This is a genomic window from Streptosporangium lutulentum (assembly GCF_030811455.1).
In the GTDB taxonomy this organism is placed as follows: Bacteria; Actinomycetota; Actinomycetes; order Streptosporangiales; family Streptosporangiaceae; genus Streptosporangium; species Streptosporangium lutulentum.
In genome coordinates this window covers 1,271,976-1,287,888 of record NZ_JAUSQU010000001.1, presented here as the reverse complement: position 1 = coordinate 1,287,888, position 15,913 = coordinate 1,271,976, and the positions used below count along the sequence as shown (strand labels likewise).

The following is a 15,913-nucleotide window of genomic DNA, read 5'->3' as shown; positions in this document are numbered from 1 at the left end:
GTGCCCCGGGACCGTACACGCGCGGCCGCCGGCGACCCGTGGCGGCCTTGACCGGCGCACCGCACGCGCCGCACGGCCACCCCGGGCCGGATTCACCCGCCGGTGGCCGTCTTCGTGCGAGCCGCTCCTACCCGGCCTCCGCCGTCAAGATCGCAAAGTGTCGCTCATGTCATCCGGAAGCCGCACGATGTGCGGGATCCCGGCCGGGTTGCCGATCCAGTGGGCGTCCAAGCCCGAGGGCAGTGGTTCGAGCTCGTCCTGCGGATGCACGCCGTGCTCGGCGAGGTGGCGGGTGGCCAGTTCCACGTCGTCGGTGAAAAGCTCCAGCCACACCTGCGCCTGGGCGTAGTTGTCCACCCGGTCGAACCACAGCTTCACCGGTCCGAACCGGACGGACGCGCACTGCGCCACCGCGCCGTCCACCCCCTCGCCGCCCTCCTCGGTCACCTCCATGCCGAGCACGTCCCGATAGAAGGCGACGGTGCGGTCGAACTGGGCCTTGGGCAGTTTCATGGCGATGTTGCGGCCGCCCTGGAACGTGGGTCTCATGGCTGGGGCTCCTGATCGCGGTCGAGGTAGGCGCCGAGGGAGTGCAGGGTGCGGTCCCAGTCGCGGGCGAGGACGGCCAGGAAGGATCGGGCGGTCGCCATCGGGGCCGGTTCGAGGTGGTAGCGGACGCGGCGGCGTTCCGCCGGCACCGCCCGTACGAGACCGGCGCCGGACAGCAGGGCGAGGTGCTTGGCGATCGCCTGGCGGGAGATGGGCAGGCGATCGGCGAGGTCGGTCGCGGTCGCCGGACCCCGGGCGGCGAGCTCGGCCAGGATGGCCCGCCTGCTGGAGTCCGCCAGCGCGGCGAACACGGCCACCGCCACCTCCTCGGGGTCAGCGTCGGCCATCGAGGTGACGCACCAGCTTGTCCAGCTCCTTCCGCCAGCCCTCGACGTTGCCCTGATAGGCGGCGGAGAGCTCGTCGGGCAGCTGCGCGAACCCCGTCTCGGTCAGGCTGAGCCGGGTGCCGTCGCCGACGGGACGGATCACGATCTCGACGTGGGTGCGGCGCGGGTCGCCGGGCGGGAGCCCGTCGACGGGCCAGGTGAAGCACAGGCGGCGTGGCGGCTCGACGGTCTCGATCCGCAGGACCGACCACGTGCCGTCCCAGCACACCCTGATCCGGCCACCCGGCCGCAGGTCGTCGATCTCCGCCTTGTCGCCGAGCCAGCCGCCGAGCCCGTCGGCGGTGGTCAGGGCCGCCCACACCTTCTCGATCGGGTGGGCGAGGTCGAGCGTCCGCTCGATGCGGTCGGGGATCGGCATTCGGCACCTCCATGGCAACCATTGAGTTGCCATAACCATACAGCAACCCGACGGTTGCGAAACTCTCATCCGCCATCAAGATCGCAAAGTGTCACCGGAGTACCAGGCCGGCGAGACCGGACTGGCCTACCTGCTCACCTTGGTCGCTCTGCTGACGCCGTCACCCTCACCCTTCACCTCACGGGAGGACCCGGGATCACCGGAGCCCGGGGCGCCCTGGCCGCCCTGGCCGCCGCGGCCTTGGCCGCCGCGCTCACCGCCGTTTTCGCCCGCACCGGCCAGGCGCCCGGGAGCGGATAGCGGCGCGTCGAACCTGTCCGGAACAGATCCGGGAAAGGAGAGTCGCCCGGCAACGACCACCTCCACCGGCCGCGACCCACCGACCCCGGCGGCGGGGGCCTGTGCGGTGGGGCTCGGCCTGGTTCCTCAACCCTGGGCCAGGGGTCTGAGACCGGTGGGAGTCATTGATCAGGTGGTCTGTGTCCCCCTTCGAGCAGGCATGCCGATCGCTCTTTGTGCTCGCTGAGGCTGAAACCCCTCGGGAACTCCTCCGTGAACCGATGGACCGGTGGGCAGGGCGCCGGGAACGCGCTCCAGGATCCCCCCGGCGAAGACGTCGTAGAGGCCGGTCCGCTCCAGATGGACGTAGCCGATGTGGCAGTCGCACAGAGCCGCCGGGCAGGTCCTGGCCCTCGGGCGGAACGTCCCGTCGTAGAGGTTGCCGAGGACGGCCGGGACGAAGTGGCAGCGCCGTACGGTGCCCTCCCCGTCCACCGAGATCACCGTGTCTCCCGTACGGCAGGGCTGCCCGGCGCTGCGGTGCGGGGTCCGGCTGTAGGCGAACAGCGGGTCGATCGCCGTCCAGAGGGCCGCCTCCGGATCGGTGTACAGGTGGCCCTCGGCGGCGTTCACCCAGAGATACACCTCGGCGGGCAGGTCGGCCCGCAGTCGGCGCGCGTGCTCCAGGTGCTCGGGCAGGCCGACGACGCCGACGCTGAAGCGGACACCGCGACCTGCCAGGTCACGGCACCTGCCCAGGAACCGCTCGTAGGAGACCTGGCCGGGGTGGTAGGTCACCCAGAGCGCGAGCGTGTCCAGGTCGGCCTCGGCCAGCCAGCCGGGGCGGCAGCTGAAGTTGGTCTGGATGGCGACCCGCCGGACATGCGGCAGGTGACTGAGTTCGACCATCGCCCGCCGGTACCAGGAGCGGACCAGCCCCTCGCCCCACGGCGTGAACAGCACCGAGACCGGATGCTCGCGCCCGGTCACCCACCCGGTGAACCGTTCCAGCGCCGCCCGGTCCTGCCGCAGCCGGTCGGGGCCGTCGCGGCGCTTGGCGAACGGGCAGTAGGGGCAGTCGTAATCACAGCTCGACAGCGGCCCCCGATAAAGGATCGACAGGTGGCCCCCGTCCCGGTCCCGGCCGTGGTCGTGATCCTCGTCCCGACCGTGGTCATGATCCCGGCCCCGGTCCCGGTCACGGTCGTGATCCCGGTCGCGGTCCCGGTCATGCTCACCGTTTCGGCCGTGACCGGCGAGGACGGGCGCCGACGGCTCCTTAGGCGTGCTCACCGCGCCTCGTATCCGGCCATCAGCTCACGCACCCGGCCGGAGAACAGCGCCGGGCCGATCGCGTCGGAACGGGCCAGGCCCTCCGGGGTCAGGCGCAGCCGTCCCGTCCCGGCCGCCCCGCCTTCACCGGCCGCGGGGCCGTCCCACTCCAGCCAGCCCCGCTCCGCCAAGCGGTCGAGCTCCTCCCGGAAACCGGTCACGACCTCGACGCCGAAACGTTCGCGGTAGGCGGCCAGGTCGAGCCCCTCGGCCTGGAGCAGCGACTGGATCAGATGACGGCGCCGCCGTTCGTCCTCTCCCAGCCGGAATCCCACGTTGGCGACCTCGAACTCCCCGGGCGCGAGCCGTACGTAGTCGTCGATGATCGCGCGTACCTGACCGGCGCCGACCGCGTACTCGTAGGAGTAGTGGAGCCGGGAGGTATAGGAGCGGGCGCCGCAGCCGAGGCCGACCATGCCGTCGCTCTGGCAGCGGTACTCGGTCGCGCTCACCTGTCCCGGCAGCCGGAACATCCGCATCGACACCTGCTCGTATCCCGCGGCCAGCAGGTGGTCGCGACCCTGGCCGTAGAGGGCGAGCCGGTGGTCGTCCCAGTCGCGGGCGCGGCGGCCGAGGCCGGTGAGCGGGCGGACGTACAGCGGGTAGAGGTAGATCTCCTCGGGCTTCCAGGCGAGCGCCGCGTCCAGCGAGTAGCGCCAGGACGCCTCGGTCTGCCCGTCTATCCCGTAGATCAGGTCGATGTTGAGCGCCTCGAAGCCGACCTCCCGGATCGAGCCGAGCGCCGCCTCGACCTCCTCTCGCCTCTGTGGCCTGACCGCCGCACGGGCCTCGGCGTCGATGAAGCTCTGCACGCCGATCGAGATCCGGGTCGTGCCCCGTTCGGCCAGGACGGTGAGCCGGTCGGTCGTCGCGGTCGCCGGCGAGGTCTCCACCGAGAGCGGGACGGCCCGCAGGTCGGCGCCCATGACGCGCTCGGTGAGGTCGAACATCCGGGTGAGCTCGGCGGCGCTCAGGTAGGTCGGCGTGCCGCCGCCGACGGCCGCGGTCACGAACCTCGGATCGTCCAGGGCGTCCCGTACGGCTCTCGCCTGACGCTCCAGGGCGTCCAGATAGGCGGCGACGAGCTCCTCGGGGGCGCCGGTCCGGGTGAACAGGTTGCAGAACCCGCAGCGCATCTCGCAGAACGGGATGTGCAGGTAGAGGAACAGGTTCGTCTGCGGCTCCCCCGCCCACACCTCCCGCAGCGACGGGCGCGGATCCAGCGGCCGGTACGACGTCTTGTGCGGATAGGCGTAGACATAACCCTGGTAGGGACTCACCGAGACGGACGGAGACACGCTTTCCCCCTCGGTCCGCTCCTCGCGACGACCCACCGGCCCGCTGACCACGATGACCCTTTCGCCTTCGCGACGACCCACCGAACCGTCGGCCGCGGTGATTCCTTCGTCTTCACGACGACCCACCGACCCACCCGCCACGATGACCCCTTCGCCCCTCGTGTTCCTGATCTCCGCCGGCGCGTGGCGGGCGAGGATCGCGCGGACCTGGGCGCCGTAGGTGTCGAGGCCCTCGGCGCCGCCGCCGGTCAGGCCCTCCAGCCGGGGCAGCAGGTCGCCGAACGCGTTGACCTCGGCCACCGCGAGGCTCCGCCAGTCGACCCCGATCATCAGGTCGACCCCCACGGCCAGGCTTCCGGGGAAGCAGGCCGCCGCCCGCGCGCAGATCTCCAGGGCCCGAGCCCAGCCTTCGGGACCGAGCCCGGTCACGACCTCACCGAGGTCGCCCCTGCCGCCGCCGAGATGCAGGTTGGTCATGGGACTCCGGCCGGCGCGGACGACCGCGTGGGTGGGCGTGCCGTCCACGACGACCACCCTCAGGTCGATCACGTGTCCGTTCAGGCTCGCCTTGGGAAACCAGCGCTCGACATGGAGCCCGTCCACCGCCAGCAGGTCGACGATCGCCGCCAGCTCGGACTCGTCCTCGTAGGACCTCACCCGCAGGGAGTTGTACAGCCGGCCGGAGACCAGGGCCGCCGAGGTCACCGCCTTGACCCGGCCGCCCCAGGAGTGCAGGGCGACGACCCCGGACGCCGACGAGCCGTGAGCCGGTTTGACGAACACCCGGCCCCAGCGGGCCTCGTCCATGCGACGGCGCAGCTCGGCGTAGTCGCCGATCGGCCCGGGGAGCGCGGGCGGCACCGGCACCCCGGCCGCGGACAGTCTGGCGTGGCACAGCCGCTTGTCGAACATCACCGCGATCTCGCCGACGTCGGCGAGCAGCACGGCTCCGGGTGTCCGGTCGACGGCCTCGCGGACCCGTGCCGTCCCGGCGGTGAACGCGGCGTGCCAGCGGGCCCCGCCGCTCACCCGGGACGGCTCGCCGGGACCGCGCAGCAGTTCGTCCGCCTCCGCGTCCTCGCCGGGTGAGTCGATCCGCACGAGCGTCCCCGGCTCCAGCCGGATCCCCTCTCCGCGCAGCACGGACGTCCAGGCGACGACCATAGGCTCGCGGACGCCGTGGCGGGCGCAGGCGTCGGCGAACATGGTCACCCGCCGATCCCCCGGCGTGCCGACGACGGCCAGCACGCTCATCCGGACACCGCGGCGTGCCGCCGGCCGTGGCGCCCCGGGGGCGATTCGATGATCAGTCCTGTGAACCCGCTCATCGGTGCTATTCCGCGACCGCGACGTAGCGGTCGCCCTCGTCGGGGTCCTGACGGTCCGACAGGTCGAGCCGGACGCCGGAGCCGGCGAAGGCGGTCTCGACCCGCTCGATCATGGGATCGGTCAGGAAGTGATGGTGCAGGTCCAGGCGCTCCAGGTGGGTCAGCGGCTGCCCTGACAGGAGTGCCTCGGCCCCCTCGTCGCCGAGCACGCCCATGGAGAGGGAGAGCGACTCCAGTCGCGCCACCACCGGCGCGGACGCCACCGCGGACGCGATCTCGTCCTGGATCTCGCTGTCCTGCAGGCCCAGGTGCTTGAGCGTCGGCAGCCGCTCACCGGACAGGATGGGCTCCAGGGCTTCCACGGTGGTGTCGCCGCCGTAGTCTTCCGTGCCGAGCCAGAGCTCCAGGTATTCGAGCGCGGGGAAATCGCTGTCGCCGACCCCCCGGGCGACCGCCGCGGGCAGTCCTCCTGTCTCGAACCGAAGGATTTTAAGGCTCTCGTGCCGGATCGGGCGCAGCTCCAGCTCGGACCCACCGCGGACCTCGAACCGCTCCAGCAGGGGGAAGGCCTCCAGCAGCGGCGTGACGTCGCTCTGCCGGATCCAGGAGATCTCGCATTCCTCCTGCGGCATCGCGCCGAAGAAGAGCGAGCGCAACGCGGGAAACCGTGCGGCGTTCTCCACCAGCAGCCGGACGGGAACCCCGGAGTCCTCCTGGTAGGCCTCGCCCCATCCGCCGATGATGATCGCCTTGACCACGCCGACGTCGACGGTGTCGAGGAAACGGGCGAAGTGCTCCTCGAAGGTCTCCTTCGGGTTGTAGACGTTCACCGAGATCCGCCACGCCGTCCGGTCGGCGGCGGGCATCGGCGCGTCCGGAGGGCGCAGGCGCGCGATCGGCAGACCGGCGTATTCTCCACGGTAGAGGCCGTCTACCTCGTCGTTGAACTCGCTGTAGTCCATCCAGGGCTCCCGTCAGGCCGAACATGACGGGATCCGTCCTACCAGAGATCGCCGGAACTTCCAGGTGATGTCCCCGAGTTATGTGCCCGCAAACAGTCGGCAATGATGAAGTCCATGGAAAACGGTCACATAAGGTTCAGTTCCGCGAAGGGGCGCTGGGTTCTCCTCACCACCGTCCTCGGTTCGGGAATCGCGCTGCTGGACAGCACGGTCGTCAATGTGGCCCTGCCCGCCCTCGGCGCCGACCTTGACGCCGACATGGCCGGCCTGCAGTGGACCGTCAACGCCTACACCCTCACCCTGGCGGGCCTCATCCTGCTGGGCGGCTCGCTCGGCGACCGGTTCGGCAGGCGCAAGGTCTTCCTGATCGGCGTGGCCTGGTTCGCGCTCGCGTCAGCCCTGTGCGGGCTGGCGCCCAACGTGGAGACGCTGATCGGGGCCCGCGCGCTCCAGGGCGTCGGCGGGGCGCTGCTCACGCCCGGGTCCCTGGCGATCATCCAGGCGTCCTTCGACCGTGAGGACCGGCCGAAGGCGATCGGGGCCTGGTCGGGTCTGGGAGGAGTGGCCGCGGCCGTCGGTCCCCTGCTGGGCGGCTGGCTGGTCGAGACGGCGGGCTGGCGGTGGGTGTTCCTGATCAATCTTCCGCTGGCCGCGCTCGTGCTGGTGGTCGCCATTCGGTATGTGCCGGAGAGCAGGGACGTGGAGGCCACCGGGCGGTTCGACGTGTTCGGCGCGGTGCTGGCCGCCCTGACACTGGCCGGGATCACCTACGGCCTGATCGCCCTGCAGCCCGTCCCGGTCGTGGCGGGCGTCCTGCTGGGCGCGGCGTTCGTCTGGCTGGAGATCAGGCGTTCGCCCCACGCGCTCGTTCCGGTCGACGTCTTCGCCTCGCGGGTGTTCGTCGCGGTCAACGTCGTCACGTTCGTCATGTACGCCGCGATGGGTGTGGTGTTCTTCCTCCTCGTGGTCCAGCTCCAGGTCTCCGCCGGCTTCTCCCCGCTGCTCGCCGGGTCCGCCATGATCCCGGTGACGATCCTCATGCTGTTGCTGTCCTCCCGCTCGGGCGAGCTGGCCAAGCGGATCGGGCCCCGGATCCCCATGACGGCCGGCACCCTGATCTGCGCCGCGGCCCTGCTGCTGATGTCCAGGATCGGCCCCGGTTCGTCCTACGTGGTGGACGTGCTGCTCCCGACGACCCTGTTCGGCCTGGGCCTGTCGACGGCGGTCGCGCCGCTGACCGCGACCGTGCTGGCCACCGCCGACGAGCGTCACGCGGGCGTGGCCAGCGGCGTCAACAACGCCGTCGCCCGGACCGGCGGGCTGCTCGCGGTCGCCGCGATTCCGCCGCTGGTCGGCCTGACCGGAGAGGCTTTCACCTCTCCCTCGGTGTTCACCGACGGGTTCCACCTGACGATGCTGATCAGTGCGGCGATGCTGGGCGTGGCCGCACTGATCACCTTCCTCACCATCCGCGTGAACGTCCTGATCCCCGTGGAGCCGAAGACGACCTGCCCGGTGACGGCTCCCCAGCCGGGAAAGTGATGGATCACGCGGCGGGCGGCCGCTTCCGCGGCCGCCGAACCCGGGCGATCCGCCCGGTGACGCTCCCGGCCGGAAGGCGGCGAACCACCCGGTGGGCGGTCGTCGCGTGACCGCCGAACCCGCCTGAGCCCGGAATCCCTCGACCACCATCGTCCCGGCTCCGCCTCGTCCCTTCCCCGGCCGTCGTCGGATCGTAGCGGCCGGGAGCGTTGGCCTCGGGCCGGTACGGCTTAAATCATTCTTAAATCGCGAGATACCCCATACGGGTACAGCCTATGATCTTTCAAAAAGATCCGGTCCTCGCTCTTTTCCCTGGTGAGCCGCTGTTTCCAGGCCGCCCCCGCGTGCGCGCGAGGCGGCCTGACAGCGGCCGCGACTTTTTTTACTTCTTGTATTGACTGGCGAATCAAGGGTGATCTAGTGTCCCGGCAGGACGGGCCCCGGCGGGCCGGCATCGCCCGTCCGCCGATGACAGGACCCCCTGCGAACAGCGTCCTCATCTCGTCGGCTGGATCACCTCCAGCCGTATCCCCCACCAGAAGGAGACGCCCATGGCCGTGACACCGTCGCGCCCATCCAGCCCCCGCATCCCGCTGCTGGCCGCCCTCGGCAGCCTCCTCGTCGCCGTTCCCACCCTGATCGGCGTGACGAGCACGCCGGCCGCCGCCGCCACCGGGCAGATCACCGGCCTCGACGGCAAGTGCGTGGACGTGGCGGCGGCCAGCAGCGCCAACGGCGCCGCCGTACAGCTCTACGACTGCAACGGCTCCGCGGCCCAGCAGTGGACCATCGGCACCGACGGCACCGTCCGCGCCCTCGGCAAGTGCATGGACGTGACAGCCGCCTCCACCGCCAACGGGGCGAAGGTACAGCTTTACGACTGCAACGGCTCCGCGGCCCAGCAGTGGCGCTACAGCGCGGCACGCGACCTGGTGAACCCCGCCGCCGACAAATGCCTCGACGCCACCGGCCCGTCAAGCGCCAACGGCACCCGCCTCCAGATCTGGACCTGCGGCGGCGGCAGCAACCAGAAGTGGACCGTCTCCGGTGACGGTCCCACGACACCCCCGACCACGCCTCCCTCCAACGGAAGCAAGATGGCCGGCGCCCCCTACCTCTACATGGGCTGGGGCAACCCGCCGAACCCGGCCACGGTCATGAACGCCACCGGCGTGAAGTCCTTCACCATGGCGTTCATCCTGTCCGGCGGCGGCTGCGTTCCTCGCTGGGACGGTTCCAGGCCGCTGACCGGCGGCGCCGACGCGCAGGCGATCTCGCAGATCAAGGCAGCGGGCGGCAGCGTCCAGGTCTCCTTCGGCGGCTGGTCGGGCAACAAGCTCGGCCCGAACTGCTCCACCCCGGCCGCGTTCGCCGGCGCCGTGCAGCAGGTCATCAACGCCGTCGGCCCCGCGGTGGTCGACTTCGACATCGAGAACAGCGACGAGTTCGAGAACTACACCGTCCAGGACCGGATCCTCAACGGCCTGAAGATCGTCAAGCAGAACAACCCCAACGTCAAGATCGCCGTCACCTTCGGCACCGAGATCAACGGTCCGAGCAGCGCCGGCGTCCGCCTGATCAACCAGGCCAAGGCGCTGGCCGTGCCGATCGACAACTACACGATCATGCCGTTCAACTTCGGCGGCACGAATCTCTTCACCAACACCGTCAGCTCCGCCGAGGGTCTGAAGAACGCTCTGAAGGCCGCCAACGGCTGGACCGACGCCCAGGCCTACTCCCGGATGGGCATCTCCGGCATGAACGGCCTGTCCGACCAGCAGGAGCTGACCACCCCGGCGACCTGGACCCAGATCCGCGACTGGGCCACGTCCAAGGGCCTCACCCGCCTGGCGTACTGGGCGGTCAACCGCGACCGCCCCTGCCCCGGCGGCGACTCGTCCTCCACCTGCAGCGGCATCGCCCAGGCCGACTGGGAGTTCACCCGCATCACCGCGGGCTTCTAGGAGCTCGTCACCGGTTTCCCGGCCGGGCGCCGGCTCCTGATCATGGCGCCCGGCCGTCCGGTCACCCTCGGACCGGGACGGTGGCGTTCTCGGTCACCCTGGAACGGCTGCGGGTGCCGGAAATCGCGGAGCACGCCTACCTGCACGAGCTCGCACGGCCGCAACGCGTCGCCGGCCGGGGGCGGCAGCCCATCCGGCGCGGCGTGCGGCTGCTGCTGGAGGGCATGCGCGACATCCCCGCGATCATCGTCGACCACCGGATGGTCATCGTGGCCGAGAACACGCTCGGCCACGCCGTGTTCGGCCTCACCGAGGAGCCCGGTTCCCGTGACCGGGAACGACACCGCGCCGCACTGACCGGCGTTCCGGCGCCGCCCTTCGTCAGGGTGGCCGGAGACGGCATGGGTGGCTGCTCCTCGCGGGCGTGAGCACCGACTGCCGCGTGCTGTCCACCGCGCCCGCTAGAAGGTGTACGCCTGCCTGCGGACGCTGTTGTCGAAGTTGGACACCAGCAGCTCTGGCTCACCCACGGAGCGGATCTCCGGCAGCCGGGTGAGCAGCTCCCGGAACATCGCTCTGATCTCCTGGCGGGCGAGGTTGGCTCCCAGGCAGAAGTGCGGCCCCGGACCACCGAAGCCCACGTGCGGCTTGGCGTCGCGGGTGATGTCGAACCGGTCGGCGTCAGGGAAGACCGAATCGTCGCGGTTGGCCGAGCCGTAGAAGAGCACGACCTTGTCACCGGCCTTCAGGCGCAGGCCGCGCAGGTCGTAGTCCTCGGTGACGGTGCGGCGGAACTGCATGATGGGCGAGACGTGGCGGACCATCTCCTCGATCGCCCCGCCGATGCGCGCGTCGAAGTCGTCGGTCAGCAGGCGCCGCTGCCCAGGGTTGTCGGTGAGCAGCTTGAGGCCGTGCGCCATCGTGTTGCGGGCCGTCTCGTTGCCCGCCACGAGCAGGAGTGTGAAGAACGAGCCCAGCTCGCGGTCGGTCAGCCGCTCCCCGTCGACGTTGGCGGTGACCAGTGCGGAGACGAGGTCGCCTCGCGGCGTCCTCGCGCGATCCCTGCCCAGTTTGATCACCAGGCGCTGAAGGGCGAGCAGGGCGACCGTGTTCTGGACGGCCATGCCGACCGAGCGCGGCAGGCTGGGCCGCACGCCGGAGTAGGCGGTGGAGACGTCGACCTGCTCGTGGACCCTGGCCCGCATCTCGTCGGGGACGCCCATCATGTCGCAGATGACATGAATGGGCAGGCGGGAGGCGATCTGGGCGACGAAGTCGCCCGGCCCGGCGGCCACCGCGTCGTCGACGATCCGCGCGCACGCGGCGTTGATGTCGCCCTGCAGGGTGCTCAGCATCTTCGGGCTGAACGCGCGGGAGACGATCCGGCGCAGCCGGGCATGCCGGGGGTCGTCCATGTTGACCATCGACTCGCCGAACACTCGCTTCACCCAGCCGGGCGGCTCGGGGCTGGTCACGCCGGGTTCGCTGGAGAACACCCTGGCGTTGCGGCCGGCCTCCACCACGTCGGCGTGCCGGACCAGGGCGTAGAACCCCCCTCCCGAGCGGAGCAGCGGCACCCGCTTCTCCTCGAAGAACACCGGCAGGTCCAGATCCCGGAGGCGCGCGAAAGCCTCATACCGCTCCTTGAGCGGACGCCGCCAGAATCCCAGATCGGCCAGGTCGATTTCCATGACCGTAATCCTGGCACGTTCCCCATCGCCATTCCTGGCACATTCTTTACTGCGCTGGTCACGTGGATTTCATGTCCCTGTGGGGAGAGTGTCCGAATCTACATAAACCATCACAAGTATGAGAGCCGCGTTCATCGCCTCCGCCGTCCTCGCCTTCCTCCTCGCCCCCGTCTCCCCCGCCGCCGCGAACGCCTGTTCCGGTATCCCCTCCGACTTCGACGGTGACGGGCGGGCCGATCTCGCCGTCGCCGCGCCGTACACCACGGTCGGCGGGCACGCCCGCGCCGGGTCGGTCACCGTCCTGTACGGCATGCGGACGGAGCTGCGGCTCACCCAGGACAGCCCCGGCGTGCCCGGCGAGGCCGAGACCGCGAGTTCCTTCGGCTCGGCGCTGGCGACCGGGGACTTCGACGGCGACCGCTGTGCCGACCTGGCCGTGGGCGTCTCGGAGAAGGACCGCTCCCGGACGGGCGCCGACGGCGACGGCGTCGTGCAGCTGTTCCACGGCTCGCCGGACGGCCTGCGCCCCGGCAAGGTGATCGACGCCGGGGACCTGGGACGCGAGCGCGGCTCCGGACGGCTCGGGGCGGCCCTCGCCGCCGGGGACCTGGACGGCGACGGGGACGACGAGCTCGTGATCGGCGCCCCCGGCCTGGACGGGGGCGCGGTCGGCGTCTACGGCCGCAAGGGACGCAAGCCGTACATGATCACGCAGAGAACCGGCTGGGTCGGGCAGCGCGAGCTGGAGACCGACCAGTTCGGCGGGGTGCTCGCCACCGGTGACTTCGACGGGGACGGCCGGGCCGAGGTCGCGGTGGGCGCGCCCGCCGACACGATCATGGACAACGGCGGTCAGGGTTCGGTCACCGTGCTCGACGTCCGCCGCGAGAAGGCGAGCCTGCTCACCCAGGACAGCCCCTCGATCGCCGGTCTCGGCGAGGCCTGGGACTCCTTCGGCGCCGCGCTGGCCACCGGTGACTTCAACGCCGACGGCCGCGACGACCTGGCGATCGGGGTGCCGGGTGAGGGACTGACCGACAACCAGCGGGCGATGGACTACGGCGACGGCACCGTGGACGTCGTCTACGGCTCCTCGGGCGGCCTGCGGACGGCGACCACGGAGGCCTGGTCGCAGCGTTCGCTCAAGGGCGAGCCCCGCTACTTCGACCGGTTCGGCGCGTCCCTGGCGGCGGGAGACCTCAACGGCGACGGGGACGACGAGCTGACGATCGGCGTGCCGGGCGAGAACGCCGTCCAGGTGCTCGCCGGCACCCGCTCCGGTGGCCTGACCAAGGACAACAACCTGTTGATCACCGGTGAGGGCGGCGACTTCGGCGCGGCCCTCGCCACGACCGCGGACCGGGGGCTGGTGGTCGCCTCGCCGGGCGACGGCAGGCTCACCCTGCTCCGCGGGACCGCGAAGGAGGGCGCGTATCCGGGCGTGCGCCCGGATACGGCGAAGGTCCTGGCCACCGGCACCGAGCACACGCTCTTCGGCTACACGCTCACCGGGTCCTCGGCCTCGCGCTGATCACGGGCGGCGTCCCCACGACGATCCTCCGCCGGGCGTTCGGGGCGGCCGACCTGCCCGCTGGCGCGGGGAGGACGTCAAAGGATCCTCGTCCTCGCCTTGATGCTGAGACGGACCTTCTTCTTGAGCGCGCCGAGGGTCGCGTCGGGGTCCTTGGTGGCGAGCACGCCGAACCCGACCGTGGCGGTGCCGCGGCGCGAGCCCGCCCAGGCGCGGATGCCGACGCTGGTCGAGTCCCCCTTGTCCAGGGAGGTGATCCAGCAGGCCAGGTCCCGCTGCTTGACGGAGCATTTGACGCTGCGGGGCTTGGCGACCACCTTGATCTTGCGGAACCCGCCGGGGAAGTCGCCGAGGAGGGCCACGTAGTGCTGACCGGCGGCCTTCCTGTTGCGGATCTTGACGGTGAAGACGAGAGATCCGCCCCGGCGGACGTGCTTCGGGAAGGAGATCTCGTAGCCGAAGTTGGCGGCGGTCGCGGCGGCGGGCGCCGCCGCTCCGCCGGCGGTCGCCGTGGACGACACGGTCCTGGCGGCGGGTGACACCGCGACGGCGGTGGACGGGGCGGTCACGGTGGCGGCGGATCTCACGGTGGCGGTGGGGATCGCGGGCCCCGCGGCCAGGGCAGGGCTCTGAACGAGGAGAGGGCCACCCAGCGCGGCGGCGAGAGCCGCGGCGGTGAGCCTCGTAGGGGGATGACTCATACGCCGCATCATGCAACAAATAGCTGGAAATTCCCCCACAGTTTTCAGGAGAGTGACAATTCTCCCGCTTCGGGTTAGCAACCAATATCCTGCTCAGTCAGCGATGAATTTCGCCGTCAGCCAGGTAATGGCCGTCCCGTTCAGGTCAATGACGACCGCCCGTTTCAGATCAGTTCCGACTGTCCCGACGGAACGGTGAATCGGGCGCCGGTCTTCGCGGGGGCGCCGCGGCGGCTGATGTAGTCCAGCGTGCGGAAGTCGGCCCGCAGTTCTTCGGGGGTGACCCGGCAGACGATGTAACCGCGCCGCTGGTCCAGGTAGGAGATATGCGGGTTCTCCTCGATCGTCTCGGCCATCCGGCCCTTGTCCCGGTAGCCGTCGCCGTCGCTGGCGATCGAGGAGGTGACGAGTTCCACCGCCACCCGGGGCGAGTCGGGATCGTCGAAGTCGAGCTTGAGGTCGGCCGCGTGATGCATGTGCGCGTCACCGGTCAGCACGACCGGGTTGGTCGCGCCGGAGTCCCGGAAGCCGGTCAGCAGGCGGGTCCGCTCGGCGGCGTAGCCGTCCCAGGAGTCCATGCTGACCTCGGTGCCCGGGCCGACCTTGGAGTCGCGCTGGGCCATCAGGACCTGCTGGCCGACCAGGTTCCAGTGGGCGTCGGAGGAGGCCAGCCCGTCGAGCAGCCAGCGTCGCTGGTCCTCTCCCAGCAGGGTGCGCCCGGTCGCGAGCCGGTCGTCGCAGCCCGACCTGAGCCCGTCCTCACAGGCCTGGTCGTCACGGAACTGCCGGGTGTCGAGCAGGTGGAACCGGGCCAGCGGCCCCCAGTCCACCCGCCGGTGGATCCGCATCGACGCCCCGCCGGGCAGGCTCGCGCGGCGCAGCGGCATGTTCTCGTAGTAGGCCTGGAAGGCGTGGGCCCTGCGCTGCGCGAACCCCGCGGCCCCGGAAGCGGAGACGTCTCCGGCCCAGTTGTTCTCGATCTCGTGGTCGTCGAAGGCGACCAGCCAGGGCGCCACCGCGTGCGCCGTCTGCAGGTCGGCGTCGCTCTTGTACTGCGCGTGCCGCATCCGGTAGTCGGCCAGCGTGGCGCACTTGCCCGGGGTGTGGTGACGGACGCTCCCGCCGAGGGCGGTGTATCCCTTGGGCGCGTACTCGTACATGTAGTCGCCCAGGTGCACCACCAGGTCCGGCTCCTGCTCGGCCAGCCTCTTGTAGGCCGTGTAGAAACCGTGCTCGTAGTGGGCGCAGGCGGCGATGGCGAAGGTCATCGGAGAGACCGCGGCCGGGGCGGTGCGGGTACGGCCGACCCGGGACACGTGGCCTCCGGCGCGGAAGCGGTAGAAGTACTCGGTGCCGGGCTCCAGCCCTTCCGGCTCGACGTGAACGCTGTGCGCCCGCTTCCAGCGGGCGGTCTCGGTGCCCTTGCGGACCACCTTCGCGAACCGCTCGTCGAGGGCCAGTTCCCACTCGACGTCCACGTCCCGGGCCGGCATCCCGCCCCGGCCGTCCGGTCCGAGCGGTTCGACGGCGAGTCTGGTCCACAACACGACCCCGTCCCTTGACGGATCGCCGGAGGCGATGCCGAGGGTGAACGGATCACGGGCGAGGGTCCTGGCCGGAGCGACCCCGGCCCCGGTGAGCAACAGGCCGCCCGCACCCGCGGCGGCGATGGACATGAACACTCTGCGCGACGGCATCTGCTCCACGTCATCAGTGCAACGGTTCGAGCTGTCCCCGCCGTGGCCTGCGAATCAAGGCACGGTGAACAACCGTTGCACAGGCAAGCCCGTTACCCCATGTCATGAACGCCGCCCGACCGGCAGGCGACATCGCGGCGAAGTGCCGCCCTCCCTTCGGCGATCGCCCCGGCACCGGCGGCGACGCACGCGTTGACACCGGCATTGACACCGGCCCGCCACCGGCCTCGGAGACTCTCCCGGCGGTCGCGATACGGGCCGGCGCGGTCTCACT

General features: G+C 70.8%; 13 protein-coding genes and 1 pseudogene. 4 read left to right on the top strand and 10 right to left on the bottom strand.

Annotated features, from left to right (window positions below; all coding sequences use genetic code 11):
• Positions 1–144: 144 nt before the first annotated feature.
• The 7 genes and pseudogenes from J2853_RS05300 to J2853_RS05270 all read right to left on the bottom strand — a co-directional run bounded on the left by J2853_RS05300 (position 145) and on the right by J2853_RS05270 (position 6,513).
• A complete protein-coding gene (locus tag J2853_RS05300; RefSeq protein WP_307555522.1) occupies positions 145–549 on the bottom strand; it encodes a VOC family protein in 405 nt (134 codons plus the stop codon).
• Complete coding sequence (locus J2853_RS05295; protein WP_307555520.1) at positions 546–896, bottom strand: ArsR/SmtB family transcription factor; 351 nt, start codon at positions 894–896, stop codon at positions 546–548. The genes J2853_RS05300 and J2853_RS05295 overlap by 4 nt, the downstream gene beginning before the upstream one ends.
• Positions 883–1,314, bottom strand: coding sequence for an SRPBCC domain-containing protein (locus J2853_RS05290; RefSeq protein ID WP_307555518.1), 432 nt, complete (start codon positions 1,312–1,314; stop codon positions 883–885). The genes J2853_RS05295 and J2853_RS05290 overlap by 14 nt, the downstream gene beginning before the upstream one ends.
• Before the next feature lie 468 nt (positions 1,315–1,782).
• Positions 1,783–2,715, bottom strand: a complete 933-nt coding sequence (locus J2853_RS05285; RefSeq protein ID WP_307568611.1) for an STM4011 family radical SAM protein — start codon at positions 2,713–2,715, stop codon at positions 1,783–1,785.
• Between the two features lie 167 nt (positions 2,716–2,882).
• Positions 2,883–4,223: an STM4012 family radical SAM protein gene (locus J2853_RS05280; protein WP_307568610.1), complete on the bottom strand. Its 1,341-nt coding sequence runs from the start codon at positions 4,221–4,223 to the stop codon at positions 2,883–2,885.
• A gap of 207 nt (positions 4,224–4,430) precedes the next feature.
• Positions 4,431–5,477, bottom strand: a pseudogene (locus J2853_RS05275) (STM4014 family protein); the annotation flags it as partial.
• 79 nt (positions 5,478–5,556) lie between these two features.
• Entirely contained in the window at positions 5,557–6,513 is a 957-nt protein-coding gene (locus tag J2853_RS05270; RefSeq protein ID WP_307555515.1) for an STM4015 family protein, read from the bottom strand.
• Between the two features lie 114 nt (positions 6,514–6,627).
• Between J2853_RS05270 and J2853_RS05265 the strand changes: the two genes are divergently transcribed.
• From J2853_RS05265 to J2853_RS05255, 3 genes are all read left to right on the top strand, one after another.
• A complete protein-coding gene (locus tag J2853_RS05265) occupies positions 6,628–8,055 on the top strand; it encodes an MFS transporter (protein WP_307555513.1) in 1,428 nt (475 codons plus the stop codon).
• Between the two features lie 551 nt (positions 8,056–8,606).
• Positions 8,607–10,019 carry a chitinase gene (locus tag J2853_RS05260; protein WP_307555511.1) on the top strand — a complete coding sequence of 471 codons (1,413 nt, stop codon included), beginning with the start codon at positions 8,607–8,609 and terminating at the stop codon, positions 10,017–10,019.
• An 80-nt stretch (positions 10,020–10,099) separates the two neighbouring features.
• Positions 10,100–10,447 carry an MmyB family transcriptional regulator gene (locus J2853_RS05255; RefSeq protein WP_307555508.1) on the top strand — a complete coding sequence of 116 codons (348 nt, stop codon included), beginning with the start codon at positions 10,100–10,102 and terminating at the stop codon, positions 10,445–10,447.
• Positions 10,448–10,480: 33 nt separating this feature from the next.
• Here the strand turns inward: J2853_RS05255 and J2853_RS05250 are convergent, their stop codons facing one another.
• Entirely contained in the window at positions 10,481–11,710 is a 1,230-nt protein-coding gene (locus J2853_RS05250; RefSeq protein ID WP_307555506.1) for a cytochrome P450, read from the bottom strand.
• A 118-nt stretch (positions 11,711–11,828) separates the two neighbouring features.
• Between J2853_RS05250 and J2853_RS05245 the strand changes: the two genes are divergently transcribed.
• Complete coding sequence (locus J2853_RS05245) at positions 11,829–13,241, top strand: FG-GAP repeat protein (protein ID WP_307555504.1); 1,413 nt, start codon at positions 11,829–11,831, stop codon at positions 13,239–13,241.
• A 77-nt stretch (positions 13,242–13,318) separates the two neighbouring features.
• On the opposite strand, the gene J2853_RS05240 is transcribed toward J2853_RS05245, so the two are convergent.
• Together J2853_RS05240 and J2853_RS05235 are read right to left on the bottom strand one after the other, a co-directional pair.
• Positions 13,319–13,942, bottom strand: coding sequence for a hypothetical protein (locus J2853_RS05240; RefSeq protein WP_307555502.1), 624 nt, complete (start codon positions 13,940–13,942; stop codon positions 13,319–13,321).
• 164 nt (positions 13,943–14,106) lie between these two features.
• Positions 14,107–15,639 (bottom strand): alkaline phosphatase D family protein, encoded by a 1,533-nt coding sequence (locus tag J2853_RS05235; RefSeq protein ID WP_307555500.1) that lies wholly within the window; start codon positions 15,637–15,639, stop codon positions 14,107–14,109.
• Positions 15,640–15,913 lie beyond the last annotated feature (274 nt).